Source organism: Streptomyces sp. NPDC047002 (assembly GCF_040704505.1).
GTDB lineage: Bacteria > Actinomycetota > Actinomycetes > Streptomycetales > Streptomycetaceae > Streptomyces.
In genome coordinates, this window is record NZ_JBEYWC010000005.1 from 24,503 (window position 1) to 47,747 (window position 23,245).

General features: G+C 72.3%; 22 protein-coding genes and 1 riboswitch. Of the genes, 17 read left to right on the forward strand and 5 right to left on the reverse strand.

Going from position 1 to position 23,245, the window contains the following annotated elements:
• Window positions 1–40 precede the first annotated feature (40 nt).
• A riboswitch (glycine riboswitch) is annotated at window positions 41–138 on the reverse strand.
• Window positions 139–293: 155 nt separating this feature from the next.
• The 11 genes from AB0910_RS07075 to AB0910_RS07125 all read left to right on the forward strand — a co-directional run bounded on the left by AB0910_RS07075 (window position 294) and on the right by AB0910_RS07125 (window position 12,327).
• On the forward strand, window positions 294–1,001 hold the full coding sequence (locus tag AB0910_RS07075; protein WP_366743512.1) for an AAA family ATPase: 708 nt from the start codon (window positions 294–296) through the stop codon (window positions 999–1,001).
• Between the two features lie 45 nt (window positions 1,002–1,046).
• Window positions 1,047–1,790 carry an enhanced serine sensitivity protein SseB gene (locus AB0910_RS07080; RefSeq protein WP_366743513.1) on the forward strand — a complete coding sequence of 248 codons (744 nt, stop codon included), beginning with the start codon at window positions 1,047–1,049 and terminating at the stop codon, window positions 1,788–1,790.
• Between the two features lie 153 nt (window positions 1,791–1,943).
• The gene (locus tag AB0910_RS07085; protein ID WP_366743514.1) at window positions 1,944–2,735 is read left to right on the forward strand and encodes an enhanced serine sensitivity protein SseB C-terminal domain-containing protein; all 792 of its coding nucleotides are present in this window, start codon (window positions 1,944–1,946) and stop codon (window positions 2,733–2,735) included.
• 466 nt (window positions 2,736–3,201) lie between these two features.
• Window positions 3,202–4,200, forward strand: coding sequence for an ABC transporter permease (locus tag AB0910_RS07090; protein WP_366743515.1), 999 nt, complete (start codon window positions 3,202–3,204; stop codon window positions 4,198–4,200).
• A 44-nt stretch (window positions 4,201–4,244) separates the two neighbouring features.
• On the forward strand, window positions 4,245–5,996 hold the full coding sequence (locus AB0910_RS07095; RefSeq protein WP_366743691.1) for an ABC transporter substrate-binding protein: 1,752 nt from the start codon (window positions 4,245–4,247) through the stop codon (window positions 5,994–5,996).
• A 122-nt stretch (window positions 5,997–6,118) separates the two neighbouring features.
• Complete coding sequence (locus AB0910_RS07100; RefSeq protein WP_366743516.1) at window positions 6,119–7,129, forward strand: ABC transporter permease; 1,011 nt, start codon at window positions 6,119–6,121, stop codon at window positions 7,127–7,129.
• Window positions 7,126–8,217: an ABC transporter ATP-binding protein gene (locus AB0910_RS07105; protein WP_366743517.1), complete on the forward strand. Its 1,092-nt coding sequence runs from the start codon at window positions 7,126–7,128 to the stop codon at window positions 8,215–8,217. The genes AB0910_RS07100 and AB0910_RS07105 overlap by 4 nt, the downstream gene beginning before the upstream one ends.
• Window positions 8,214–9,347, forward strand: coding sequence for a dipeptide ABC transporter ATP-binding protein (locus AB0910_RS07110; RefSeq protein ID WP_366743518.1), 1,134 nt, complete (start codon window positions 8,214–8,216; stop codon window positions 9,345–9,347). Before AB0910_RS07105 ends, AB0910_RS07110 begins: the two co-directional genes overlap by 4 nt.
• 70 nt (window positions 9,348–9,417) lie before the next feature.
• The gene (locus AB0910_RS07115) at window positions 9,418–10,077 is read left to right on the forward strand and encodes a trimeric intracellular cation channel family protein (RefSeq protein WP_366743519.1); all 660 of its coding nucleotides are present in this window, start codon (window positions 9,418–9,420) and stop codon (window positions 10,075–10,077) included.
• Between the two features lie 86 nt (window positions 10,078–10,163).
• Window positions 10,164–11,030, forward strand: a complete 867-nt coding sequence (locus tag AB0910_RS07120) for a thioesterase family protein (RefSeq protein WP_366743520.1) — start codon at window positions 10,164–10,166, stop codon at window positions 11,028–11,030.
• A gap of 133 nt (window positions 11,031–11,163) precedes the next feature.
• Window positions 11,164–12,327: a cysteine desulfurase family protein gene (locus AB0910_RS07125; protein WP_366743521.1), complete on the forward strand. Its 1,164-nt coding sequence runs from the start codon at window positions 11,164–11,166 to the stop codon at window positions 12,325–12,327.
• A gap of 17 nt (window positions 12,328–12,344) precedes the next feature.
• On the opposite strand, the gene AB0910_RS07130 is transcribed toward AB0910_RS07125, so the two are convergent.
• The gene (locus AB0910_RS07130; RefSeq protein ID WP_366743522.1) at window positions 12,345–13,010 is read right to left on the reverse strand and encodes an N-acetylmuramoyl-L-alanine amidase; all 666 of its coding nucleotides are present in this window, start codon (window positions 13,008–13,010) and stop codon (window positions 12,345–12,347) included.
• 61 nt (window positions 13,011–13,071) lie between these two features.
• Between AB0910_RS07130 and mnmA the strand changes: the two genes are divergently transcribed.
• On the forward strand, window positions 13,072–14,208 hold the full coding sequence (mnmA, locus tag AB0910_RS07135; protein ID WP_366743523.1) for a tRNA 2-thiouridine(34) synthase MnmA: 1,137 nt from the start codon (window positions 13,072–13,074) through the stop codon (window positions 14,206–14,208).
• 27 nt (window positions 14,209–14,235) lie between these two features.
• Here the strand turns inward: mnmA and AB0910_RS07140 are convergent, their stop codons facing one another.
• From AB0910_RS07140 to AB0910_RS07150, 3 genes are read right to left on the reverse strand one after another with little or no spacing between them, the layout of a single operon-like run.
• The gene (locus AB0910_RS07140; RefSeq protein WP_366743524.1) at window positions 14,236–15,402 is read right to left on the reverse strand and encodes an ABC transporter ATP-binding protein; all 1,167 of its coding nucleotides are present in this window, start codon (window positions 15,400–15,402) and stop codon (window positions 14,236–14,238) included.
• A 10-nt stretch (window positions 15,403–15,412) separates the two neighbouring features.
• Window positions 15,413–17,209, reverse strand: coding sequence for an iron ABC transporter permease (locus AB0910_RS07145; protein WP_366743525.1), 1,797 nt, complete (start codon window positions 17,207–17,209; stop codon window positions 15,413–15,415).
• Between the two features lie 33 nt (window positions 17,210–17,242).
• A complete protein-coding gene (locus AB0910_RS07150) occupies window positions 17,243–18,376 on the reverse strand; it encodes an extracellular solute-binding protein (protein WP_366743526.1) in 1,134 nt (377 codons plus the stop codon).
• A 164-nt stretch (window positions 18,377–18,540) separates the two neighbouring features.
• Here AB0910_RS07150 and AB0910_RS07155 point away from each other — a divergent pair, with 164 nt between their 5' ends.
• On the forward strand, window positions 18,541–19,212 hold the full coding sequence (locus AB0910_RS07155; protein WP_366743527.1) for a PAS domain-containing protein: 672 nt from the start codon (window positions 18,541–18,543) through the stop codon (window positions 19,210–19,212).
• The gene (locus AB0910_RS07160) at window positions 19,209–20,342 is read left to right on the forward strand and encodes an aminotransferase class I/II-fold pyridoxal phosphate-dependent enzyme (protein ID WP_366743528.1); all 1,134 of its coding nucleotides are present in this window, start codon (window positions 19,209–19,211) and stop codon (window positions 20,340–20,342) included. The genes AB0910_RS07155 and AB0910_RS07160 overlap by 4 nt, the downstream gene beginning before the upstream one ends.
• A 31-nt stretch (window positions 20,343–20,373) precedes the next feature.
• Here the strand turns inward: AB0910_RS07160 and AB0910_RS07165 are convergent, their stop codons facing one another.
• Entirely contained in the window at window positions 20,374–20,703 is a 330-nt protein-coding gene (locus AB0910_RS07165; RefSeq protein WP_366743529.1) for a DUF427 domain-containing protein, read from the reverse strand.
• Window positions 20,704–20,813: 110 nt separating this feature from the next.
• On the opposite strand from AB0910_RS07165, the gene AB0910_RS07170 reads away from it, so the two are divergent.
• The 3 genes from AB0910_RS07170 (at window position 20,814) to AB0910_RS07180 (ending at window position 23,233) form a co-directional block, all read left to right on the forward strand.
• Window positions 20,814–21,353 carry a TIGR00730 family Rossman fold protein gene (locus tag AB0910_RS07170; RefSeq protein WP_366743530.1) on the forward strand — a complete coding sequence of 180 codons (540 nt, stop codon included), beginning with the start codon at window positions 20,814–20,816 and terminating at the stop codon, window positions 21,351–21,353.
• A 129-nt stretch (window positions 21,354–21,482) separates the two neighbouring features.
• Entirely contained in the window at window positions 21,483–22,172 is a 690-nt protein-coding gene (locus tag AB0910_RS07175; RefSeq protein WP_366743531.1) for an SDR family oxidoreductase, read from the forward strand.
• A 95-nt stretch (window positions 22,173–22,267) separates the two neighbouring features.
• Window positions 22,268–23,233 carry a methionine synthase gene (locus AB0910_RS07180; protein WP_366743692.1) on the forward strand — a complete coding sequence of 322 codons (966 nt, stop codon included), beginning with the start codon at window positions 22,268–22,270 and terminating at the stop codon, window positions 23,231–23,233.
• Window positions 23,234–23,245 lie beyond the last annotated feature (12 nt).

Consider the following 23,245-nt stretch of genomic DNA (forward strand, 5'->3'; position numbering starts at 1 on the left):
TTGGGTGGGGCACGCTCGGCGGCCCGCTTTTCAGATCTGCCTCGCCCGCGCGGTAACGGTGCCTGAGAGATTCAAGGGAGGAACTTGCTCCTTCGGCGCCCGCCACCGAGGTGGCCGGGACTCTCCCGCGCGGATTCAAACGGCCGGTATGCAGTTGGCGCCGCCATCATCGCATGCGCGCCCTCCCGCGGGAACCTCGGTCGCCATTACCATCTCTTTACCCAGGCTTGCCGGGGCGCGGCGCGGCGCCCCCGCGCCCGGGAGGCGGCGGACGACCGTGACAGGGGGCGGCCATGGCGGTGCGCGGCACACGGAGCACCAGCACCAGCACCGGTACCGGAACCGGAGCCGGAACCAGCGTCAGTACCGGAGCCGTCACCGGCACCCGTACGGGCGCGGGTGGCGGTGCGCGGGTGCGGGACTTACGGGGCGGCGCCTGCGCACCGCCGGGCGGCCTGGTCTTCGCCGACGGCGACCTCGTCGTCGTGTCCGGGCTGCCGGGCAGCGGCAAGTCCACCCTCATCCGCAGAGTGGCCGGGGCAGGCGTCGACTCGCAGGACGCGCGGGAGCGCTGGGCCGGGCGGCTGCCGCGGCTGCCCTACGCGCTGTACCGGCCCGCCGTGCGCCTCGCCCACTACGCGGGCCTGTGGCGGCTGCTGCGCACCGGGCGCAGCGCCGTCGTCCACGACTGCGGCACCCAGCGCTGGGTGCGCCGCTGGCTCGCCCGCGAGGCGCGCGGCCGCGGCAGGGCCCTGCATCTCGTCGTCCTCGACGTCTCGCCCGAGGTGGCGCGCGCGGGACAGCGGGCCCGGGGCCGCGCAGTCTCCCGCTACGCGTTCGCCCGGCACCGCAGGGCGGTGCGCGCCCTGCTCGCCGCGGTCGAGTCGGCGCGCCTGCCGGCAGGCTGCCACTCGGCCGTCCTGCTCGACCGGGACGCGGCGCGCTCGCTCGGCGCGATCGCTTTCACCGTCCGCTCCACCGGGGCGGACCCGGAGCATTAAGGTGCCTTTGCGAAACCGTTGGGCAGGGCGGAGGGCGAGGCAGCAGTGGACACGGCATGGCCGGGCAACGAACTCGAAGAGGCGCTCGCCGCCTCGCTCGGCAGCGAGTCGGCGGGCGCCAGGCTCGTCGAAGTGCTGGGGCGCAGCGACATCTGGGTCCCGCTGCCCGAGGGCGGCGGCCCGGAGAGCACCGGCCTCGACGTGCCCACCGTGGAGATAGCGGGCGGGGCCTACGTCCCGGTCTTCAGCTCCCAGGAGCAGTTCCTGCGGTGCGTCGGCACCCATATGTCCTTCACCGTCGCGCCCGCCCGCGACTTCGCGCGCGGCCTGCCGCCGCAGCTCGGCATCGCCGTGAACCCGGGCGGTGCGGTCGGTGTGCCACTGCCGCCGCCCGCCGTCGCCGAGCTGTGCCGCACCGGGCGCACCGCGCTCGACGGGCCCGAGAGCGGCGGCCGGGTCCGGCTGTTCGAGCCCGACTGGCAGGACGAGCCGATGGACTTCCTGCGCGCGGCGTCCGAGGAGTTCGAGGGCTCCGGTGTGGTCGCCGACGCGCGCCGCGCGCTCGCCTCCGTCGAGGGCGGCCCGCACCAGCTGTTCGTCGGTGTGCAACTCGTGCCGTGGGGGCCCGCGGACGGCCATGCCGCACTCGACGCGCTGGGCCGCGCGCTGGGCCGCGTGCACGTGCCGTGGCAGGTGAACCTGCTGCTGCTCGACATGGCCCAGGAGGACCTGGTCGCCGAGTGGATGCTCGGCCGTGTCCGCCCCTTCTACCGGCGCGAGCACGCCTGACGGCGGGTGGCGGCGCCACGCCCCGGCGTCAAGCCTGTGTCAGTGCCGCCGCCTAAGCTGGTTTGATGTCGGGGGCGCCGGGACCGCGTGCCCGGGGGGACGGATCCGGGGACAGGGGTCCGACGGCGAGGACAAGAGGGGCGGGGAAGCGGAGTGAGCGCGCCAGGCACCGCGGAGGCCGGGCACATCGAGCAGATGCTGCGCCAGGTGGCACCGGGGCGTTACGACGCCTACGAGGCGCTGCTGCGCGCGCTCGCCGACGACACCGCGGGCCGGGTCTGGATGCTGCTGTGGCAGGGCGCCCCGGGATCCCCCACCGCGCAGTACGGGAACATGCAGGTCGAGGGGTACGGCTACGCCCCGTGCGTCACCTCGGCCCAGGAGCTCGCCGCCAGCGGCTGGACCAGGGCCCACGAGGTCGTCACGGGGCGCGACATCGCCGGCGCCCTCTACCCCGACGGCTGGGGCATCTGGCTCAATCCGCATGCCCCGGGCGGCGGCCTCGGCATCCCGTGGCCCGACCTGCGCCGCATCGCCACCGGCCTCGACCGGATGCCGGCGGGACCGCTGCGGATCAGTGAACCCGCCGTGCAGATCCCGCAGTTCTACGCCCTGCTCACGCAGAACGCACACCGCACGCCCGCCGTCAGGTCGCTGTGCCGCGCCTGGGTCCAGCCCGCGCTCGGCACCCCGTACCTCGCCGTCGGGCTCGACCTGTACGAGAGCGGTGCGGCGGCGGTCGAGTCGGTGCGCGCGATGATGCGCCAGTCGGTGACCGCGGTGCCCGAGGGGCTCCCGGTGTCGACGGTCGCGATGGCCGACGACCGCGACCCGGTCGCGATGTGGCTGCGCGCCAACACGCGCCCGTTCTACGACCGCGACGCACACCGCGCCGCCGCGCCCGCCGGCGGCTACGGGTACCCGCCGCCCGCACACCGCCTCTGACCCGCCGGCGGCGGCCCTCGCCGGCGCTCCCACCGCACCGCGCGCCCGCGCGCAGCGCCCTCTGGGACCGCACCGCACGCCCGCGCGCACAACCTCCCGGACACCCCAGTTGACCTGGGCGGGGATGTCCGGAAAGGTCCGCTGAGCAGTACCCAGCGTCCGCATACCGGGACCCTGAGCGATGCATCACGGTTGGGCAACCATTCCCCGTGGGGGCTGGTGCGTGATCGAGCACTCGCAGAAGACTCCCACCAGCACACGGTCCAGGGCCGAGGTCGCCTTCGTACCGAAGGGAAGCGGCCCGCGCGCCGCACGGACCGGTCCCCCGCGCCGTAACCGGAACGGGCAGCGTGCATCATGTTGATCAGAAGCTGATCAGTGAATCGGCCGCCACAGCGGCGCAGTTCCGCCATGGCGGCGGTCATGGGCCGGTCACCATCGGCCGAGAAGAGGGGTCTCCAGCGCAATGACGGCACCAATAGAGACCACCAAGTCTGCTGCGACCGCGCAGCCGGAGGCGGTCCTCGCGGGCGCCGGGAGCAAGCAGATCGAGGGCCGTTCGCTCGGCAGGATCGCCTGGACCCGCCTCAAGCGGGACAAGGTCGCGATGACCGGTGGCGTCGTCGTGGTGCTCCTGATCCTTGTCGCGATCCTGTCGAAGCCCATCCAGTCGGTGTTCGGGCTCGACCCGGACGCCTTCCACCAGAGCCTCGTCGACCCGGTGCTGCTCGCCCCCAAGGGCGGTTTCGGCGGCATCAGTTGGCACCATCCGCTCGGTGTCGAACCGCAGACGGGACGTGACATCCTCGCCCGCATCCTGGACGGTTCCTGGGTCTCGCTGCTCGTCGCGGGCGGTGCGACGCTCCTCTCCGTGGTGATCGGCGTCGTCATGGGCGTCGTCGCGGGCTTCTACGGCGGCTGGGTGGACAGCACCATCAGCCGCGTGATGGACACCTTTCTCGCCTTCCCGCTGCTGCTGTTCGCGATCTCCATCTCCGCGACGCTCCAGGGCAAGGCGTTCGGGCTCAGCGGCCTCACCCTCCGCATCGCCGTGCTGATCTTCGTGATCGGCTTCTTCAACTGGCCCTACATGGGACGCATCGTCCGCGCGCAGACCCTGTCGCTGCGCGAGCGCGAGTTCGTCGAGGCGTCCAGGTCCCTGGGTGCGCGGGGCGCGTTCATCCTCTTCAGGGAGCTGCTGCCCAACCTGGTCGCGCCGATCCTCGTCTACGCGACGCTGCTCATCCCGACCAACATCCTGTTCGAGGCGTCCCTCAGCTATCTGGGCGTCGGCATCGAACCGCCGCAGTCCTCCTGGGGCGGCATGCTCAACCAGGCCACCGACCTCTACCAGGTCGACCCGATGTTCATGGTCATCCCCGGTGTAGCGATCTTCGTCACCGTTCTGGCCTTCAATCTGCTGGGGGACGGGCTGCGCGACGCACTCGACCCCCGTGGCAAGTAACAGCGGCCGTGCCGCACCGGACTACCGAGGGGGACATCCTCACGATGAAGAACAGAAGGACGGCCGCGGCGATCTCCGCGCTGCTGGCGCTGGGACTCGGCGCCTCGGCCTGCGGGGGCGGCGGCTCCAGCGACAGCAGCGGCGGCTCGGCGAAGGCGAACGCCGCGGTCAGCGGCGTCGCCAACAAGACCACCAAGAAGGGCGGGACGGTCACCGCGGAGATCTCCAGCGGCGCCGACTCGCTCGACCCGGGCAACACGTACTACGGCTGGGTGCAGAACTTCTCCCGGCTCTACGCGCGTTCACTCATGTCGTTCAAGCCTGCGCCCGGCAAGGCCAACCTCCAGGTCGTGCCCGACCTCGCGACGGCCCCCGGCACAAGCAGCGCCGACGCCAAGACCTGGACGTACCACATCCGCAAGGGCGTGAAGTTCCAGGACGGCAGCGAGATCACGTCGAAGGACGTCAAGTACGCGATCGAGCGCAGCAACTTCGCGCCCGAGGCCCTCTCCAACGGCGCCACGTACTTCAAGACGTACCTCGCGGACGACTCCGCCTACAAGGGTCCCTACAAGGACAAGTCGGCCGACGGCCTCAAGTCGATCGAGACGCCGGACCCGTACACGATCGTCTTCCACCTGAGCAAGCCGTTCGCCGAGATGAACTACCTGGCGACGTTCTCGCAGACCGCGCCGGTGGAGCAGAAGCTGGACAAGGGCGCCTCGTACCAGCAGAGCATCCAGTCCTCTGGCCCGTACAAGTTCGCGTCGTTCAACGAGAGCACCGGCGCGACGCTCGTGCGCAACCCGCAGTGGGACGCCAAGACGGACCCGATCCGCAAGGCGCTCCCCGACCGGATCGTCCTGAAGTACAACGTCAACCAGACGACGATCGACGAGCACCTGATCAACGACACCTCCACCGTGGACATCCAGGGCACCGGCGTCGCCTCCAAGACCCAGCCGAAGCTCCTGGTCAACCCCAAGGAGAAGGCGCAGACGGACAACCCGTACGCCGGTGTCCTGCAGTACCTCGCGCTGGACAACAAGGTGAAGCCGTTCGACAACGCCGACTGCCGCACCGCCGTGCAGTACGCGGTCGACAAGGCCGGCATGGTCGACGCGGTCGGCGGCTCGGTGAAGGGCACGCCCGCGTCCACGGTCATCCCGCCCACGGTCGCCGGCTACGAGAAGTCCGACACGTACCCGACGCCGGGCAGCAAGGGCGACCTCGCCAAGGCCAAGCAGTACCTGGCCAAGTGCGGCAAGCCGGGCGGCTTCTCCACCACGCTGACCGCCCGCTCCGACCGTCCTGACGAGGTCCTCGCCGCCACCCAGCTCCAGGAGACGCTGAAGAAGATCGGCGTCAACGCCAGCATCAAGACCTTCCCCGGCAGCAAGTACTTCACCGACTTCGCCGGTGTCCCGGACTGGGTCCACAAGAACAACGCCGGCATGATGATGATGGCGTGGGGCGCCGACTGGCCGACCGGCTACGCCTCCCTCGACCAGATCGCGGACGGCCGTGCCATCAAGTCCTCCGGCGGCACGAACCTCTCCGAGCTGAACGACAAGGCGATCAACGACGCGTTCGACAAGGCCATCGCCACCGTCGACAACGGCCAGCGCAACGCCCAGTGGGCCACGATCGACCAGATGATCATGAAGCAGGGCTCGATCGTCCCGCTCTACTACAAGAAGAACCTCCTCTACCGGCCGGCGTCCGCCGCGAACGTGGAGGTCACTGCCGCCTACCTCGGCATGTACGACTACACGACCCTGACCTCGACCAAGTAGGAGCCCCTCCGGGGAGCCCCGCGCTCCCCGGAGACTCCGAAAGCATTCCCCCCTGAAAGGCAGGTGAAGGCGTCGGGCCCGCCGGGTCCCACCCGGTTCGGCCGGCCCGACGCCGCACGGCTGTGGCTGCGTACATCATCCGACGCGTCTTCGCCGCGGTATTGCTGCTGCTGGTGGTCAGCGCAGTCACCTTCGCGATCTTCTATCTCCTTCCGCGTGCCGCAGGGCAGACCATCGAGTCGATGGCCGCCCAGTACGTCGGCAAGAGCCCCGACCCCACGGTCATCAAGGCCGTCATCAAGAACCTGGGGCTCGACCAGCCGATCTACGAGCAGTACTGGCACTTCGTCAAGGGCATCGTCGCCGGCGCCGACTACAAGTTCGGCCCCGATCCTGCCCACTGCTCCGCGCCCTGCTTCGGCTACTCCTTCAAGACCCACAGCGCTGTCTGGCCGCAGATCCAGCAGCGGGCCCCGATCACCTTCTCGCTCGCCATCGGCGCCGCGGTGATCTGGCTCGTCACCGGCATCGCCACCGGCATCCTCTCCGCGCTCAAGCGCGGCTCGATCTGGGACCGCCTCGCCATGGGCATCTCGCTCATGGGCGTCTCGCTGCCGATGTTCTTCACCGGCCTCGCGCTGCTCGCACTGTTCAGCTTCAACTGGCTCCAGATATGGAACGTGCACTACGTGCCGTTCGCCGAGAACCCCGGCCAGTGGGCGTGGAACCTGATCCTTCCGTGGGTCTCCCTCGCCTTCCTCTACTCCGCCCTCTACGCGCGGCTCACCCGCGCGGGGATGCTGGAGACCATGGGGGAGGACTACATCAGAACGGCCAGGGCCAAGGGCCTCGTCGAGCGGCGGGTCGTCGTCAAGCACGGCCTGCGCTCCGCGCTGACCCCGCTCATCACCATCTTCGGCATGGACTTCGCGCTGCTGCTCGGCGGCGCCGTCATCACCGAGTCGGTGTTCTCCTTCCAGGGCCTCGGCGCGTACGCCATCCAGGGCGTCACCGGCAACGACCTGCCGATCGTCATGGGCGTGACGCTGCTGACCGCCTTCTTCATCGTCGTCTGCAATCTGCTGGTGGACCTCGTGTACGCCGCGATCGACCCCCGGGTGAGGCTCTCATGAGCGACACGCACAAGGACGCCGCACAGGACGCAGCCCCGCAGGCCGCGTCCGGGGCTGCCGCCGCGGAGCGCGAGTTCCTCTCCGTGCGCGACCTGCGGATCCACTTCGACACCGACGACGGGCTCGTCAGGTCGGTCGACGGCGTCAGCTTCGACCTCAAGGCGGGCGAGACCCTCGGCATCGTCGGCGAGTCGGGCTCGGGCAAGTCCGTGACCTCGCTCGGCATCATGGGCCTGCACACCTCCGACCGGGCCAGGATCTCCGGTGAGATCTGGCTCGACGGCGAGGAGCTCATCGCCGCCGACCGGGAGCGCGTGCGGGCGCTGCGCGGCCAGAAGATGGCCATGATCTTCCAGGACCCGCTCTCCGCGCTGCACCCGTACTACACGGTCGGCGCGCAGATCGTGGAGGCGTACCGCGTCCACAACAAGGTGGACAAGAAGACCGCGAAGAAGCGGGCCGTCGAGATGCTCGACCGGGTCGGCATCCCCGAGCCGGCCCGCCGCTTCAACGACTACCCGCACCAGTTCTCCGGCGGTATGCGCCAGCGCGCGATGATCGCGATGGCGCTGGTCAACAATCCGCAGCTGCTGATAGCCGACGAGCCGACGACCGCCCTCGACGTGACCGTCCAGGCGCAGATCCTCGACCTCATCCGCGACCTCCAGAAGGAGTTCGGCTCCGCGGTCGTCATCATCACCCACGACCTCGGCGTGGTCGCGGAGATCGCGGACCGGCTGCTCGTCATGTACGCGGGCCGGTGCATCGAGCGCGGCCCCTCCGACCAGGTCTTCGAGCAGCCCCAGCACCCCTACACCTGGGGGCTGCTGGGCTCGATGCCGCGCATCGACCGGGAGCAGACCGACCGCCTCGTGCCGGTCAAGGGCTCCCCGCCGAGCCTCATCAACGTGCCGTCCGGCTGCGCCTTCCACCCGCGCTGCCCGTACGCGGACGTCCCCGCCGACAATGTCACCCGCACCGAGCGGCCCGAGCTGCTCGCGGTCACCGGCGACCACTTCTCCGCGTGCCACATGACACGCGAGCAGCGCGAGAAGATCTGGACCGAAGAGATTGCGCCGAAGCTGTGAGTGAACCGACGAAACAGGCGACGAACACGGGACCGGCCGCCGCGGCCGCCCCCGCCGCGCCCGAGCCGCTGCTGCGGGTCACCGACCTGGCCAAGCACTTCCCCATCACCAAGGGGCTGCTGAAGCGGAAGGTCGGCGCGGTCCAGGCGGTCGACGGGCTCTCCTTCGACGTGCGGCCCGGCGAGACGCTCGGCGTGGTCGGCGAGTCCGGCTGTGGCAAGTCGACGATGGGCAGGCTGGTCACCCGGCTGCTCGAACCGACCGGCGGCACGGTCGAGTTCGAGGGCCGCGACATCACGCACCTGTCCGCAGGCCGGCTGCGGCCGATGCGCCGCGACGTGCAGATGATCTTTCAGGACCCGTACGGCTCGCTGAATCCGCGCCACACCATCGGCGGCATCGTCGCCACCCCCTTCAGGCTCCAGGGCGTCACGCCAGAGGGCGGTGTGAAGAAGGAGGTCCAGCGGCTGCTTGAGCTGGTGGGGCTCAACCCCGAGCACTACAACCGCTATCCGCACGAGTTCTCCGGCGGCCAGCGCCAGCGCATCGGCATCGCACGCGCGCTCGCGCTCAAGCCGAAGCTGGTCGTCGCGGACGAGCCGGTGTCCGCGCTCGACGTGTCGATCCAGGCGCAGGTGGTGAACCTCCTCGACGACCTCCAGGACGAGCTGGGGCTCACCTATGTGATCATCGCGCACGACCTGTCGGTCATCCGGCACGTCTCGGACCGCATCGCCGTGATGTACCTCGGCAAGATCGTGGAGCTCGCCGACCGCGACGCGCTCTACTCCTCGCCGATGCACCCGTACACCAAGGCGCTGCTGTCCGCGGTGCCGGTGCCCGACCCCAAGCGGCGCGGCGGCAAGAGCGACCGCATCCTGCTCAAGGGCGACGTGCCCTCGCCGATCTCGCCGCCGAGCGGCTGCCGCTTCCACACCAGGTGCTGGAAGGCGACGGAGGTGTGCCGCACCACCGAACCGCAGCTCGTCGAGCTGGCGCCCGGCCACCGCACGGCCTGCCACCACCCGGAGAACGCGGCGGACCAGCAGCCGCAGGACGCGGCGAAGCTGCTCGCCCCGGCCGCGGCGCCCGGGCAGAAGTCCCAGGGCGCGGAGCCCGGTTCGCAGTGATCGGCGGCCGGTCCTCCGCCGCCCTCGTGCGGCGGCGGACCGGCGGGCCCGCCACCGGCACAATTGCCGGGTGGTAGTCGAACTGTTCAGGCCCTCCGTCCAGCACGTGCTCGACCTCGTCGGGATCTTCGTCTTCGCGATCTCCGGCGCCCTGCTCGCCGTCCGCAAGAACTTCGACGTCTTCGGCATGGCGGTGCTCGCCGAGGTCACCGCGCTCGGCGGCGGCCTCTTCCGCGACCTGATGATCGGCGCTGTGCCGCCCGCCGCCTTCACCGACCTCGGCTACTTCGTCACGCCGTTCGTCGCCACGGCGCTGGTGTTCTTCCTGCACCCGCAGGTCGAGCGCATCCAGGCCGGGGTGTACGTCTTCGACGCGGCCGGCCTCGGCCTGTTCTGCGTGACCGGCACCACCAAGGCGTACGAGTACGGTCTCGGCCCGACCGCGTCCGCGGCGCTCGGCACCGCGACGGCCGTCGGCGGCGGCGTCCTGCGCGACGTCCTCGCCAACGAGGTGCCCTCGCTGCTGCGCTGGGACCGCGACCTGTACGCCGTGCCCGCCGTCGTCGGCGCCGCACTGACCGCCGTCTGCGTACGCCTCGGCGTCTTCGGCGCCCTCACCGGCACCCTGGCCGCCCTGGTGGCCTTTCTCGTCAGGCTGCTCGCCATGCACTACCACTGGCGGGCCCCCCGCGCCTGGCGTCGCAGGTCGGAGGCGGTGGAGGAGCCGTAGCCCCGCGGGGCAGGGACCGGGTGGCCGGGCCCAGGGTTCATCCGGTCCTAAGCGACTGGTCAGTAAGGGGCGGTACGGTAAGGGCCATGGCACAGGCATCCCTCGGCGACAGCGAGTTCGACCGCGACACCGCCGTCACCCAGCGCACGCCCGGCACCTACGCGGCGGTCCTGTCCCCGGGCTGGTCCATCATCCGGGCCCTCAACGGCGGCTACACGCTGGCGACCGCGGGCCGCGCGCTCTCCCGCGCGCTGCCGCACCCCGACCCCTTCTCCATCACCGCCCACTACCTGACGCCGGCCGCCCCCGGGCCCGCCGAGATCCGCACCGGGACCGTACGCACCGGCAGGACCGTGTCGACCGGCACCGCCGCGCTCGTCCAGTACGCGCAGGACGGCACCGAGGTCGAGCGGCTGCGCGTGCTCGCCACCTACGGCGACCTGGACGGCCTCAGCGACGACGTGCGCACCGGCGCAAAGCCGCCCGCCATCGCCCCGCGCGAGGAGTGCTTCAGGAGCTCGGACGCGCCGGGCGACACCTTCGCCGACTCCTCCCTGCTCCAGCGGCTCGACGTCCGCATGGACCCCGCCACCTGCGGCTGGGCCGTCGGCAAGCCGTCGGGGACCGGCGAGATGCGCGGCTGGTTCGGGCTCGCGGACGGCCGGGACCCCGACCCGCTCTCCCTGCTGCTCGCCGTGGACGCGCTGCCGCCCGCCGCCTTCGAACTCGGCGTCACCGGCTGGACGCCGACCGTCGAGCTGACGGTCCACGTGCGCGCCCGACCCGCGCCGGGGCCGCTGCGCGTGAGCATCGCCACACGCAACCTCGCGGGCGGCTTCCTCGAAGAGGACGCGGAGGTCTGGGACAGCGCCGACCGGCTGGTCGCCCAGTCGCGTCAGCTGGCCCGCGCCCCGCGCCCGAAGGACCTGGCCGCAGCGGCGCGCCCCTCCTGAGGGGCCCTGCGGGGGCCGGGGAGGGGGACGCGGCCCGGGGTGGGCATCGGGCGGGCGAAACCGGAGTGTGCCGCCGCTTGAGCGGGTACCGGTGCGTGTGGAGCGTCCCCCGGCTCGTAGAATCAGGCCCACCATGGCATACCTCGACCACGCCGCGACCACTCCGATGCTGCCGGAGGCGATCGAGGCGATGACCGCCCAGCTGCGCCTCACGGGCAACGCCTCCTCGCTCCACGCGTCGGGCCGCAGGGCCAGGCGCACGGTCGAGGAGGCCAGGGAGATGCTGGCCGCCGCGCTCGGCGCCCGCCCCAGCGAAGTCGTCCTCACCGCGGGCGGCACCGAGGCCGACAACCTCGCCGTCAAGGGCCTGTACTGGTCACGGCACGCCGAGAACCCCGCGAGGACCCGCGTGCTGGCCAGCCCCGTCGAGCACCACGCCGTCCTCGACAGCGTGGACTGGCTCGGCACCCACGAGGGCGCCACCGTCGAGTACCTGCCCGTCGACCCGTACGGCAGGGTCGCCCCCGAGGCGCTGCGCGAGGCCGTCGAGCGCGACCCGGACGACGTGGCCCTGGTCACCGTCATGTGGGCCAACAACGAGATCGGCACCCTCCAGCCGGTGCCCGAACTGGCCTCCGTCGCCGCGGAGTACGGCATCCCGCTGCACACCGACGCCGTCCAGGCCTTCGGCCAGACCCCCCTCGACTTCGCCGCCTCGGGCTGTGCCGCGATGACCGTGTCCGCACACAAGATCGGCGGCCCCTACGGCATCGGCGCGCTGCTCCTCGGCCGCGACCGCGCACCGGTGCCGGTGCTGCACGGCGGCGGCCAGGAGCGCCAGGTGCGCTCGGGCACCCTCGACGTGCCCGCCGTCGCCTCCTTCGCCGTCGCCGCCCGCCTCGCGGCCGAGCGGCGGGCCGACTTCGCCCGCGAGGTCGGTGCCCTGCGCGACGAGCTCGTCGACGCCGTGCGCAAGGCCGTCCCCGACGCGGTCCTCGGCGGCGACCCGGAGAACCGGCTGCCCGCCAACGCGCATTTCTCCTTTCCCGGCTGCGAGGGCGACTCGCTGCTCCTGCTGCTCGACGCGCAGGGCATCGAGTGCTCCACCGGCTCGGCGTGCACCGCGGGCATCGCCCAGCCGAGCCATGTCGTGCTCGCCACCGGCCACGATCCGGACCTGGCCCGCGGCACCCTGCGCTTCTCCCTCGGCCACACCTCCACCCGGGCCGACGTGGCGGCCCTCGCCGAGGCGATCGGGCCCGCCGTGGAGCGCGCCAGGGGCGCGGGCCTGAGCTGACGCGCCCGGCCCCGCGCTCAGACCTTCCTGCTGCACGCGGCCTCGCGTGCCGCGCGCACCAGCTCCAGATAGCGCGGCCAGTCCCAGTGGCGGCCCGGGTCGGTGTGGTCCGTGCCCGGCACCTCCGCGTGCCCGACGATGTGCCGCCTGTCCACCGGGATGCCGTACCGGTGGCAGACGTCGGCCGTCAGCCGGGCCGAAGCGGCGTACATCGCGTCGGTGAAGTCCTGCGGCCGGGTCACGAACCCCTCGTGCTCGATGCCGACGCTGTGCTCGTTGTACCAGCGGTTGCCCGCGTGGAACGCCACGTCGAGCTCCCGGATCATCTGCGTGACCTGCCCGCTCTGCCGGACCACGTAGTGCGAGGCGGCCGCGTGGCGCGGGTCCTCGAACAGCCGCACCGTCGTCGCGTAGTCGGCCTGCGTCACATGGACGACCACCAGCTCCACCGGGTAGTCGGCCGGCCGGTCGGCGATCCGGTAGTTCGCCTCCGACGCCGCGACCCAGCGCGCCCCCGCGTAGTCCAGGTCACCGGGGGTGCGCGGCTGCCGCGCCGGGGAGCCGGAGAGGCTCTCGCCCAGCGCGATCGCGCCGCCGAGCAGCGCCAGCCCGCCGCCCACCACGACGGCCCTGCGGCCGGGTGTCGCGCCCTTGCCGCCCCGGGCGGCCGATCCCTCTCCCATGCCAGGGAAAACGCCTCTCCCCGCGATCCGTGTTCCCCGGGGCACGTACCCTGGGAGCGCTATGACTGAGAACCCGCAGCGCCGCCCCCTCCGTGTCCTTGCCGCCATGTCCGGCGGCGTCGACTCCGCCGTCGCCGCCGCGCGCGCCGCGGCCGCGGGGCACGACGTCACCGGTGTGCACCTGGCGCTCTCCGCCAACCCGCAGTCGTTCCGCACGGGCGCGCGCGGCTGCTGCACCCTGGAGGACTCACGCGACGCCCGGCGCGCCGCCGACGTCATCGGCATCCCCTTCTACGTGTGGGACCTCGCGGAGCGCTTCCGCGAGGACGTGGTGGACGACTTCGTCGCCGAGTACGAGGCGGGCCGCACGCCCAACCCGTGCCTGCGGTGCAACGAGAAGATCAAGTTCGCCGCGCTCCTCGACAAGGCGCTCGCGCTCGGCTTCGACGCGGTGTGCACGGGCCACTACGCGACGATCGCCACCCGCGCGGACGGCACCCGCGAGCTGCACCGCGCGAGCGACGCGGCGAAGGACCAGTCGTACGTGCTCGGCGTGCTCGACGAGCGGCAGCTCGCGCACGCGATGTTCCCGCTCGGCGACACCCTCACCACCAAGGACGAGATCCGCGCGGAGGCGGAGCGGCGGGGCCTCGCCGTGGCGAGGAAGCCCGACAGCCACGACATCTGCTTCATCGCCGACGGCGACACCCAGGGCTTCCTCGCCCAGCGGCTCGGCGCGGCGCCCGGCGACATCGTCGACGAGTCGGGCGCCACCGTGGGCAGCCACGACGGCGCGTACGGCTTCACCGTCGGCCAGCGCAAGGGCCTGCGGATCGGCCACCCGGCCCCGGACGGCAAGCCGCGCTACGTGCTGGACATCTCCCCGGTCGACAACACCGTCACCGTCGGCCCCGCCGAGGCCCTCGACATCACGGCCCTGACCGCCATCAGGCCCCGCTGGTGCGGCGCGGCCCCCGCGGGCCCCGGCGCGTACACGGCGCAGCTGCGGGCGCACGGCGGGGAGGCCGCGGCGACCGCGGAACTGGTCGACGGCACCCTGCGGGTGACCTTCCCCGAGCCGGTGCGCGGGGTGGCGCCAGGACAGGCCATCGTGCTCTACGACGGCACGCGGGTGGTCGGCTCTGCGACGATCGCCACCACGCGGCGCAGGGACCTGGCGGCGGCGTCGGCCGGCTGAGCCGCGCCGCCGCGGGCCCCGGGCTCCTCAGGCCGGTACGAGCGTCACCCGCGCGGGATCGGCCGCCAGGTGGACCCGGGTGCCGGGCTCGACGGACTGGGTCGGGTGCGAGCGGATCCTGATCTCCTGGGCGCCGACGCGCACCACATGGTCGACGGCGTCGCCCATGAAGGCCCGGTTCAGCACCTCGCCCGCCCACTGGTTGACCGCGCCGGGGTGCGGGTCGCGGGCGAGCGAGACCGCCTCGGGCCTGATCGAGAGCAGCACCTCGGCGCCGACCGCGGGGGCCGCCGCAGCGCCGCTGCACAGCAGCCGTCCTTCGGGGGTGTCGACGGCGACGGCGTCCCCGTCGACCGAGGCGACCGTGCCCCGCACGAAGTTGGACGTGCCGATGAACTCGGCGACGAACCGGGTCGCGGGCCTGCCGTAGATCTCGTCGGGCGTGCCGATCTGCTCGACCCGGCCCTCGTTCATCACCGCGATCCGGCTCGACATCACCAGCGCCTCGGACTGGTCGTGCGTCACATAGATCGCGGTGAGCCCCAACTCCGTCTGCAGGCGCTTGAGTTCGAAGCGCATGGACTCGCGCAGCTTGGCGTCGAGGTTGGACAGCGGCTCGTCGAGCAGCATCACCTCGGGCTGGATCACCAGCGCCCGGGCGAGCGCGAGCCGCTGCTGCTGCCCGCCTGAGAGCTTGGTCGCGCTGCGGTCGGTGTACGCGCCGAGCTCGGTGACCTCCAGCATCCGGCGCACCCTGCGGTCGATCTCGTCGCGCGGCGGCCGCCGCGACGAGGGGAGGATGTCGAGCGGGAAGGAGACGTTCTTCGCGACGGTCATGTGCGGCCAGATCGCGTACGACTGGAAGACCATTCCCAACTCGCGCCGGTTCGCGGGGACGTTGATGCCCCGCGCCGAGTCGAACAGCACGCGCTCGGACAGGGCGATGGTGCCGCCGTCGGGCCGTTCGAGGCCCGCGACCGAGCGCAGGGTGGTGGTCTTGCCGCACCCCGAAGGGCCCAGCAGGGTGAAGAGTTCGCCGTCCTCGACGGTGAAGCTGACCCCGCCGACGGCGAAGACACGGCTGCCGTCGGGCGCCACCGCCTCCGTGTCGGGCGCGGGTGTCGACGGGCTGTCGCCCCGCCGCCCGCGCGCCGCCCCGCCGTAACTCTTCACCAGGTTGTCCACAGTCAGCATGTCAGGTCCTTCAGGCAGGTGTGCCGGGTCGGGTGCGGCCCCCTCGGGGCCCTCGGGAGGACTCCGACTGCGGGCCGAAGCGCGCACCGAAGCGGTGGGCGACCAGGACGAGGACGACGAGCAGCGCCACCATCAGCACACCGATCGCCGCGAGCGTGGTGAGCTGCCCGTTCTCGAACTGCTCCCAGATCAGCACGGAGAGCACCTCCGTGCCCGGGCTGTAGAGCAGGATCGTGCTGGACAGCTCGCGGAACGACACCACCAGGATGTAGATCCACCCCGCGACGAGGCCGCTGCTCGCCAGCGGCACGAGCACCCGGCGGAACGTCTGCCACCAGGAGGCGCCGAACACCGTCGCCGACTCCTCGAGCTCCTTCGACATCTGCGTCATCGCGGAGGACGAGTACCGCATCCCGTACGGCAGGTAGCGGGTGCAGTACGAGATCAGCAGGATGCCGAGCGTGCCGTAGATCGGCAGCGGCACCCGCAGGTACACGAACGACAGCGCGAGGCCCAGCACCAGGCCGGGGATGACGATCGGGGTGAACGCCAGCAGGTCGAGCAGGCGCCTGCCGGGGATGCGGGTGCGCACCACGGCCCAGGACACGATCGCCGTCAGCAGCATCACCACGGTCGCCGCGCCCACCCCGAGCAGCACCGAGTTCTTCAGCGCCGTCACCGCGATCGGCAGCCGCAGCACCTCCGTGTAGTTGTGCAGGGACATCCCGCGCAGCGCCTTCAGCGACGGCTGCGCGTACGACGGCAGCAGCGACGCGTACACCAGCACGCCGACCGGCAGGACGACGGTGACCACGAAGTACACCACCACGCCGGCGCCGACCCACGGCCGCGCCCGGCCCAGCTCCACCGGCTGCGGGCGGAACGCCTTGCCGGTCACCGTCGCGTAGCCGCCCCTGCGCTGGAGCCAGGAGGAGAGCAGCACGCCCGCTGCCGCGACGACCAGCAGGCCGACCGCGTACGCGCCGGCGCTGCCGTAGTCGACGGGGAAGGCCCGCAGCACGAAGTAGATACGGGAGGTGAAGACGTAGATGCCGTTCTGCAGCCCGAGCAGGCCCGGCACCTCGAACGACTCCAGCGACTGCACGAACATCAGCAGCGCGGCGGAGACCAGCGCGGGCCGCAGCAGGGGCAGCGTGACCCGGCGCAGCACCGTCCACCGCGAGGCGCCCGACATGGCCGCGGACTCCTCAAGGGACGGGTCCATGCCGCGGAAGGCGGAGACCATCAACAGGAAGGCCACCGGCGCCAGATGGAGGCCCTGCACCCAGATCATGCCCCACAGCGAGTAGACGTTGACCGGGCTCGTGCCCAGCACGGGCTTGAAGAACAGGGTGTTGACGAGGCCGATGGACGGGTCGCCCAGGAATATCCAGGCCGCCGCGTACAGGATGCCCGGCACGATCAGCGGCACCAGCGAGGCGGCGAACAGCAACCCCTTGAACGGGATGTCCGTGCGCACTTGGAGATAGGCGAGCACGGCGCCGACCACCAGTGCGAAGGCGGCCGAACCCACGGCGAAAGCAAGGGAGTTGAACATCATCGTGCCGGCCTGCGAGCCCTCGCCGTAGGCGCGGCCGAAGGCCCGGAAGGACAGTTCGCCGCGGCTGCCGATGAACGTGTCGTGCAGCAGGAAGCCCAGCGGTACGACGGCGAGATAGCCGACGAGCACCATCGCGCCGCCGACGATCAGGATCTGCGGGTTGAACACGCCCCGCAGCCGGGACGCCGGGCGCGCACGGGTGACGGGCGAGAGCGGCGGGGCGGGTGGTCGGGTCGTGGTGGTCACGGGGGTTCACCTCACGTGGTCGGCGGGCGGGGGTCAGTTGCCGCCCTGCGCGGAAGCGACGCCGCGGAGCTGCTGGTCGTACTTCTTGTCCCAGTCGGTTGTGGGGTCGGTGAGCTCCTTCACGTCGAAGGGCACGAGGTGGATGCCCTGGAGGCTGGTGTCGCCCGGCACCTTCGTCGAGGGGGTCATGTGCAGGCCCACCAGCACCTTCTGGCCCTCGTGCAGCATCCAGTCGTAGAACAGCCAGGCGGCGGCCGGGTGCTGGGCGCCGCGCAGCATGCCGACCCCGTTGGGGCGGGGGAAGGCGGGCAGCGGATTGGTGCCGTCCGGCAGCCGGTAGGCGACCGGCGCGCCCTTCAGCCGGGCCTGCTCGGTGATGTACGTGTAGTTCATCGAGTCGAGCGGCGTCTGGCCCGCGCCGAGCAGCGCCATGATCGTGGTGTGGCCCTTGGTGACGTGGGAGTTGGCGACGATGCGCCGCCACAGGTCGTCCACCTGGGCCCGCGTCTTGCCGTGGGTCAGCCAGTAGTGGGTGACGTTGGCGTACCAGTCGCTGTCGGTGGGTTCGAGGGTGATTCTCCCCTTGTACCTGGCGTCCGCGAGCGCCTCCCAACTGCGGGGCACGTCGGCCGTTTTGACCAGGTCGGTGTTCCACGCGGGCAGGAACACGTTGAAGCGGTCGGCCGTCCAGTCGGGGAAGCGGCTGGACGGCGCGACGAGCGCCTGCCCCGGGCCCGTGTAGCGGGCGAGCGCCTTCTGGCTGTCCAGTGAGGACATTTCGAGGAAGTCCGACTCGACGGCGTCGGCGCCGAGTTTGCGGGCCTGGGACTCCTGGAGGATGCGCTGGAGGATCGTCTCCGAGTTGCCCCGGAACATCGAGACCTTGATGTGCGGGAACTGCTTCTCGAAGGCCTTGCTCACCGCGTCGGCCACATTGTCGGTGAGCGAGGTGTAGACGGTCAGTTCGCCCTCCTCGGAGGCGAGTTGGACCGCCTTCGCGCGCTGCTCGGCCGGCGGCAGCGCCTGGATCTCGTCGTACACCTCCTGGGCCCGCGAGGAGACCACCGCCGCCGTGCGGATCTGTCCGTCGTCGGCGGCGCCCGCACCGCAGCCGGCCACCAGGAGAAGGGAGAAGGCGCCAGCGGCGCACATGAGCCGGGTCCGCACCAGGGGGTCCTTTCGGTCGCCCGCACCACGCTGTGTGCCGACAGTATTACCATTGGACCTTTCGGTCGGGAAGAGTCGTGCACCAGCTCCCGGCACGGCTTTTCCGGGCCGTCCGTGCGGCCCGGCCTGGACAGTTCGTCCAGGCTGGACGTATCGTTCGGGCCGTGAGCGCCGAGGAGACCGACCCCCGCGTCCGCGCCCTGACCCCGGTGTGCGAGGCGGTCGCGCTGCTGCTCGGACCGCACGCCGAGGTCGTGCTGCACGACCCGGCGACCGACCGGGTGCTCGCGGTCTGGAACCCCATGACCCCCAGGGGCCCCGGCGACCCGTCCCTGCTCGGGGAGCTCGACGCACTCGACCCCGCGGCCCGGGACGTCTTCGGGCCCTACGAGAAGCTCCTCGCCGACGGCCGCAGGCTCTCCTCCGTCAGCGCCGTGCTGCGCGACGCCGACGGCGGACCCGAGGCCGTGCTCTGCGTCAACCTGGACCGGACGCCGTTCGAGAGGGCCGCCGCCGTGCTCTCGGCCTTCGCCGCCCCGACCGCGCCGCGCCCGGCGCCCCTCTTCGACGGCGACTGGGAACAGCGCGTGCGCGACACCGTCGGCGCCCATGTCCGCGGGTGCGGCCGCCCCGTCGAGCGGATGACACGCGCCGACCGGCTCGCCCTCGTCGCCGCACTCGACGGGGACAGGGTGTTCGCCGTGCGCCGGGCCGTCCCCTTCGTCACCTCGGCCCTCGGAGTCTCCCGCTCCACCGTCTACGGCCTGCTCGCCGAGGCCCGTGCCGCCGCAGGCTCCGCCCCCGTACCCGACGCATCCGAGGACCCGCCCGCATGACGCGACTGCCCGACTTCCGGCTCGAAACGTACTTCTCCCGCTGGGAGTTCACCGCCCGCCACCACCTGACGGCCTCCGACGCCCAGACCATGACCCTCGGAGAGCTCCTCGCCCTCGCCGACGACGGGGACCGCGCTGCCTTCGAGCGCCTCCCGCTCGGCTACACCGAGACCTACGGCGACCCCGCGCTGCGCGAGGCCGTCGCCGCGACCTACGAGCACGCGGACGCGGCGGACGTGCTCTGCTTCGCGGGCGCCGAGGAGGCCCTCTACCTCGCCATGCACGTCCTCCTCGGCCCCGGCGACCACGCCGTGGTGATCACCCCCGACTACCAGGCGGCCGAGACCGTGCCGCTCGCGCTGTGCGAGGTGACCGGGGTCGCCCTCGACCCCGACCGGGACTGGGCGCTCGACCTCGACGCCGTACGCGCCGCGCTGCGCCCCAACACCCGCGTCCTCTCCGTCAACTTCCCCAACAACCCCACGGGCGCCGTCCTCGGCCGCGCCGACTTCGCCGCCCTCGCGGCCCTCTGCGACGAGCGCGGCATCCGCCTCTTCAGCGACGAGGTCTACCGGGGCCTCGAACGCGACCCGGCGCGCACCCTGCCGCAGGCGGCCGACCTCTCCCCGCGCGCCCTCTCGCTCAACGTCACCTCGAAGTCGCTCGGCCTCCCGGGGCTGCGCATCGGCTGGATCGCCTGCCGCGACCGCGAGCTGCTCGGCCGCCTTGAGCGTGCCAAGCACTACACCACCATCTGCAACGCGGCCCCCAGCGAGGTGCTCGCCCGGATCGCGCTGAAGGCGCGGGAGACGATCCTGGCCCGCAACCGCGCCCTGATCGCCCGCAACCTGCCCGTCTTCGACGCCTTCTTCGCCCGCCACCGCGACCTCTTCGCCTGGTCGCCTCCGGTGGGCGGCTGCGTCGCCTACCCCCGCTACCTCGGCCCCGACGGCGTCGAGGAGTTCTGCACCCGGCTGGTCGAGGAGGCGGGCGTCCTGCTGCTGCCCGCCTCCGTCTTCCGCTCCGACCTCACCCCCGCACCCACCGACCGCTTCCGCGTCGGCATCGGCCGCGCCGACCCGCGGGCCGGCCTCGCCGCCCTCGACGACTGGCTCGCGACGAGGGCGTAGGCGCGGGGCCCGGGGCGGGGGCGCTGCGGGGTCAGCTGCTGATGACCTCCGTGTCGTAGAAGCAGAAGTGGCCCCTGATGGCCTCGACCTCCGCCTTCGGCTCCTCGTACGCCCAGACCAGGTCCGGCGCGTCGGGCAGCGACCAGTAGCTGGCGTCGCCCTTGAAGGGGCAGTGCGTGGTGGTGTCCGACGGCGTCAGCAGGTCCAGCCGTACGTCCTCGGGCGCCAGGTAGTAGCGGACCGGGCAGCCCGTCTCGTGCAGCGCCAGCGGGCTGTGGCTGTCGGCGAGTACCTGGCCGTCCCGCTCCACCCGCACGTGCTGTGTGCTCGGTTCGACGGTGATGGTGTGTCCAGCGGTCATGGCGGTGAGTTCCCTCCGGGATACGCGTACCTCTCTCCTACAGCGTCGCGCGGACGGCGGTTCTTCCCCCGGCCCGCCGCGCCGGGCCCACGACTGCCTACGGTGTCCCCATGAACATCTGCGTCTTCCTCTCCGCGGCCGACCTCGACGAGCGCTACACCCGACCCGCCCGCGAGTTCGCGGAACTGATCGGGCGCGGCGGGCACACCCTGGTCTGGGGCGGCTCCGACCGCGGCCTGATGAAGGTCGTCGCGGACGGCGTGGCGGCGAGCGGCGGCCGGCTCGTCGGCGTCTCCGTCGAGTTCCTCTCGGACGCCGCGCGCGCCGAGGCCGACGAGATGGTCGTCGCGGGCGACCTCTCCGAGCGCAAGGCGCTGCTCCTCGCCAAGTCGGACGCGGTCGTCGTGATGGTCGGCGGCACCGGCACGCTGGACGAGGCCACCGAGATCCTGGAGCTCAAGAAGCACGGCCACCACACGAAGCCCGTGGTGCTGCTGAACACGGCCGGGTTCTACGACGGCCTCAGGCAGCAGTTCCAGCGGATGGAGGACGAGGGCTTCCTCCCGCTGCCCCTCTCCGACCTGGTCTTCTTCGCCGAGGACGGCGTGGGCGCGATGGCCTTCCTCGAGGAGTCCATGGGCCTCGGGTGAGCCCAGGGCCCGCGCGCGTGCGGCACGGTCCTGCGGCGGGGGCGCGCAAAGGCGCCCACCGCACGGGTCGCCCCCGCGGGTGCGCGGGCGCGTGCGGAGGGAGCGGCGCGCGGGTGCGACCATGACCGCATGGCAACACACCTGATCACCGGCGCCGGCTCCGGCATCGGCGCCGCCGTTGCACGCCGCCTGCACGAGCGCGGCGACGACCTGCTGCTCCTCGCCCGGGACGCCGGCCGCGCCAAGGAGATCGCGGCCGCGGTCCCCGGGGCCCGCACCCTCGTCGGCGACCTCGCCAATCCGGACCGCCTGTCCTGGGCGCTCTCCCACCAGACCCTGCCCGACCGGCTCGACTCCCTCCTGCACGTCGCGGGGATCGTCGACCTCGGTCCCGTGGGGGAGCTGTCGGTGAAGACCTGGCGCGCCCAGCTCGACGTGAACCTCGTGGCGCCCGCCGAGCTGACCCGGCTGCTGCTGCCGCAGCTGCGGGTCGCCCAGGGGCAGGTGGTCTTCGTCAACTCGGGCGCGGGTCTGAGCGCCAACCCCGAGTGGAGCGCGTACGCGGCCGCCAAGCACGGCCTCAAGGCGCTCGCCGACGCGCTGCGCGCCGAGGAGAAGACGAACGGCGTCCGCGTCTCCACCGTCTACCCGGGCCGCACGGCGAGCCCGATGCAGGAGAAGGTGCACCGGCAGGAGGGCAGCGCGTACGACGCCTCGCGGATGATCGACCCCGAGTCCGTCGCCACCGCGATCCTCACCGTCCTGGACCTGCCGCGCGACGCGGCGATCGAGGACCTGACCGTACGGCCCGGCCGGTGAGCGGCGCACGGGACCGGGGGACGGGCCCCGCGGACGCGGCGGCCGCACCGGCGCCCGCGCCGGTGCGCTGGGGCGCGGCCACCGGCGTCGGCTCCATGCCGGGCGGCGATGCGCGGGACACCGCCAAGGGCGTGGCGGCCACCGTGGAGGACTTCCCGTTCCTCGCCGAGCTGCCGGCGCGCGGCCCGGGCGCCGACATGACGGGACGGACGATCGGGCTGCTCGCCGAGACCTACGCCCACCTGGAGCCGAGCGGCTGGCGGGTCAGCGACCGGCCGGGCCGCGACACCCGCAGGGCGCGGTCCCTGCTCGGCGAGGACCTCGACGCCCTGGAGGAGTTCACCCAGGGCTACGAGGGGCCGCTGAAGATCCAGGCCGTCGGCCCCTGGACCCTCGCGGCGGGACTCGAACTGCGCGGCGGCGAAGCGTTCCTCGGCGACGCGGGCGCCTGCCGCCACCTCGCCGAGTCGCTGGCCGAGGGGCTCACCGCGCACCTCGCCGAGGTGCGGCGCCGCGTCCCCGGCGCGGCCGTGGTGCTCCAGCTCGACGAGCCGTCGCTGACGGCTGTGTTGCGCGGCAGGCTCCGCACGGCGAGCGGCTACCGCACGTACCCCGCAGTGGACCGGCAGGTCGTGCGGGACGCGCTGGCCCAGGTCGTCGAGCGGGCGCGGGCCGCGGGCGCCGCGGGCACCGCGGTCCACTCGTGCGCCCCCGACGTGCCGTTCGCGCTGCTGCGCAGGGCGGGCGCCGACGCCGTCTCGTTCGACGCCGCGCTGCTCACCGAGCGTGACGACGAGGCGATCGGAGAGGCCGTGGAGGGTGGCATGCGGCTGCTCGCCGGTGTCGTGCCAGGCGTCGAAGGACCATTGTCCGACCCTGCCGGTAGCGTCATGGGTGTCAGGACGCTGTGGCGCAGGCTGGGGCTGGATCCTGGACTCCTCGCCGAGTCCGTGGTGTGCACCCCGGCGTGCGGGCTCGCGGGCGCTTCGCCCGCATATGCCCGCGCGGCGCTCGCCCATGTCGTCCGGGCGGCGAGATCGCTCGCGGACAACCCTGAGTGACGGCACGGGAGG

Coding starts and splice junctions, on each gene's coding strand:
- AB0910_RS07090 (WP_366743515.1), top strand. CDS start 3,202: ATGACGGCACCAATAGAGACCACCAAGTCTGCTGCGACCGCGCAGCCG.
- AB0910_RS07105 (WP_366743517.1), top strand. CDS start 7,126: ATGAGCGACACGCACAAGGACGCCGCACAGGACGCAGCCCCGCAGGCC.
- AB0910_RS07165 (WP_366743529.1), bottom strand. CDS start 20,703: ATGACCGCTGGACACACCATCACCGTCGAACCGAGCACACAGCACGTG.
- mnmA (WP_366743523.1), top strand. CDS start 13,072: ATGACTGAGAACCCGCAGCGCCGCCCCCTCCGTGTCCTTGCCGCCATG.
- AB0910_RS07170 (WP_366743530.1), top strand. CDS start 20,814: ATGAACATCTGCGTCTTCCTCTCCGCGGCCGACCTCGACGAGCGCTAC.
- AB0910_RS07075 (WP_366743512.1), top strand. CDS start 294: ATGGCGGTGCGCGGCACACGGAGCACCAGCACCAGCACCGGTACCGGA.
- AB0910_RS07140 (WP_366743524.1), bottom strand. CDS start 15,402: ATGCTGACTGTGGACAACCTGGTGAAGAGTTACGGCGGGGCGGCGCGC.
- AB0910_RS07130 (WP_366743522.1), bottom strand. CDS start 13,010: ATGGGAGAGGGATCGGCCGCCCGGGGCGGCAAGGGCGCGACACCCGGC.
- AB0910_RS07120 (WP_366743520.1), top strand. CDS start 10,164: ATGGCACAGGCATCCCTCGGCGACAGCGAGTTCGACCGCGACACCGCC.
- AB0910_RS07180 (WP_366743692.1), top strand. CDS start 22,268: ATGCCGGGCGGCGATGCGCGGGACACCGCCAAGGGCGTGGCGGCCACC.
- AB0910_RS07125 (WP_366743521.1), top strand. CDS start 11,164: ATGGCATACCTCGACCACGCCGCGACCACTCCGATGCTGCCGGAGGCG.
- AB0910_RS07095 (WP_366743691.1), top strand. CDS start 4,245: ATGAAGAACAGAAGGACGGCCGCGGCGATCTCCGCGCTGCTGGCGCTG.
- AB0910_RS07160 (WP_366743528.1), top strand. CDS start 19,209: ATGACGCGACTGCCCGACTTCCGGCTCGAAACGTACTTCTCCCGCTGG.
- AB0910_RS07175 (WP_366743531.1), top strand. CDS start 21,483: ATGGCAACACACCTGATCACCGGCGCCGGCTCCGGCATCGGCGCCGCC.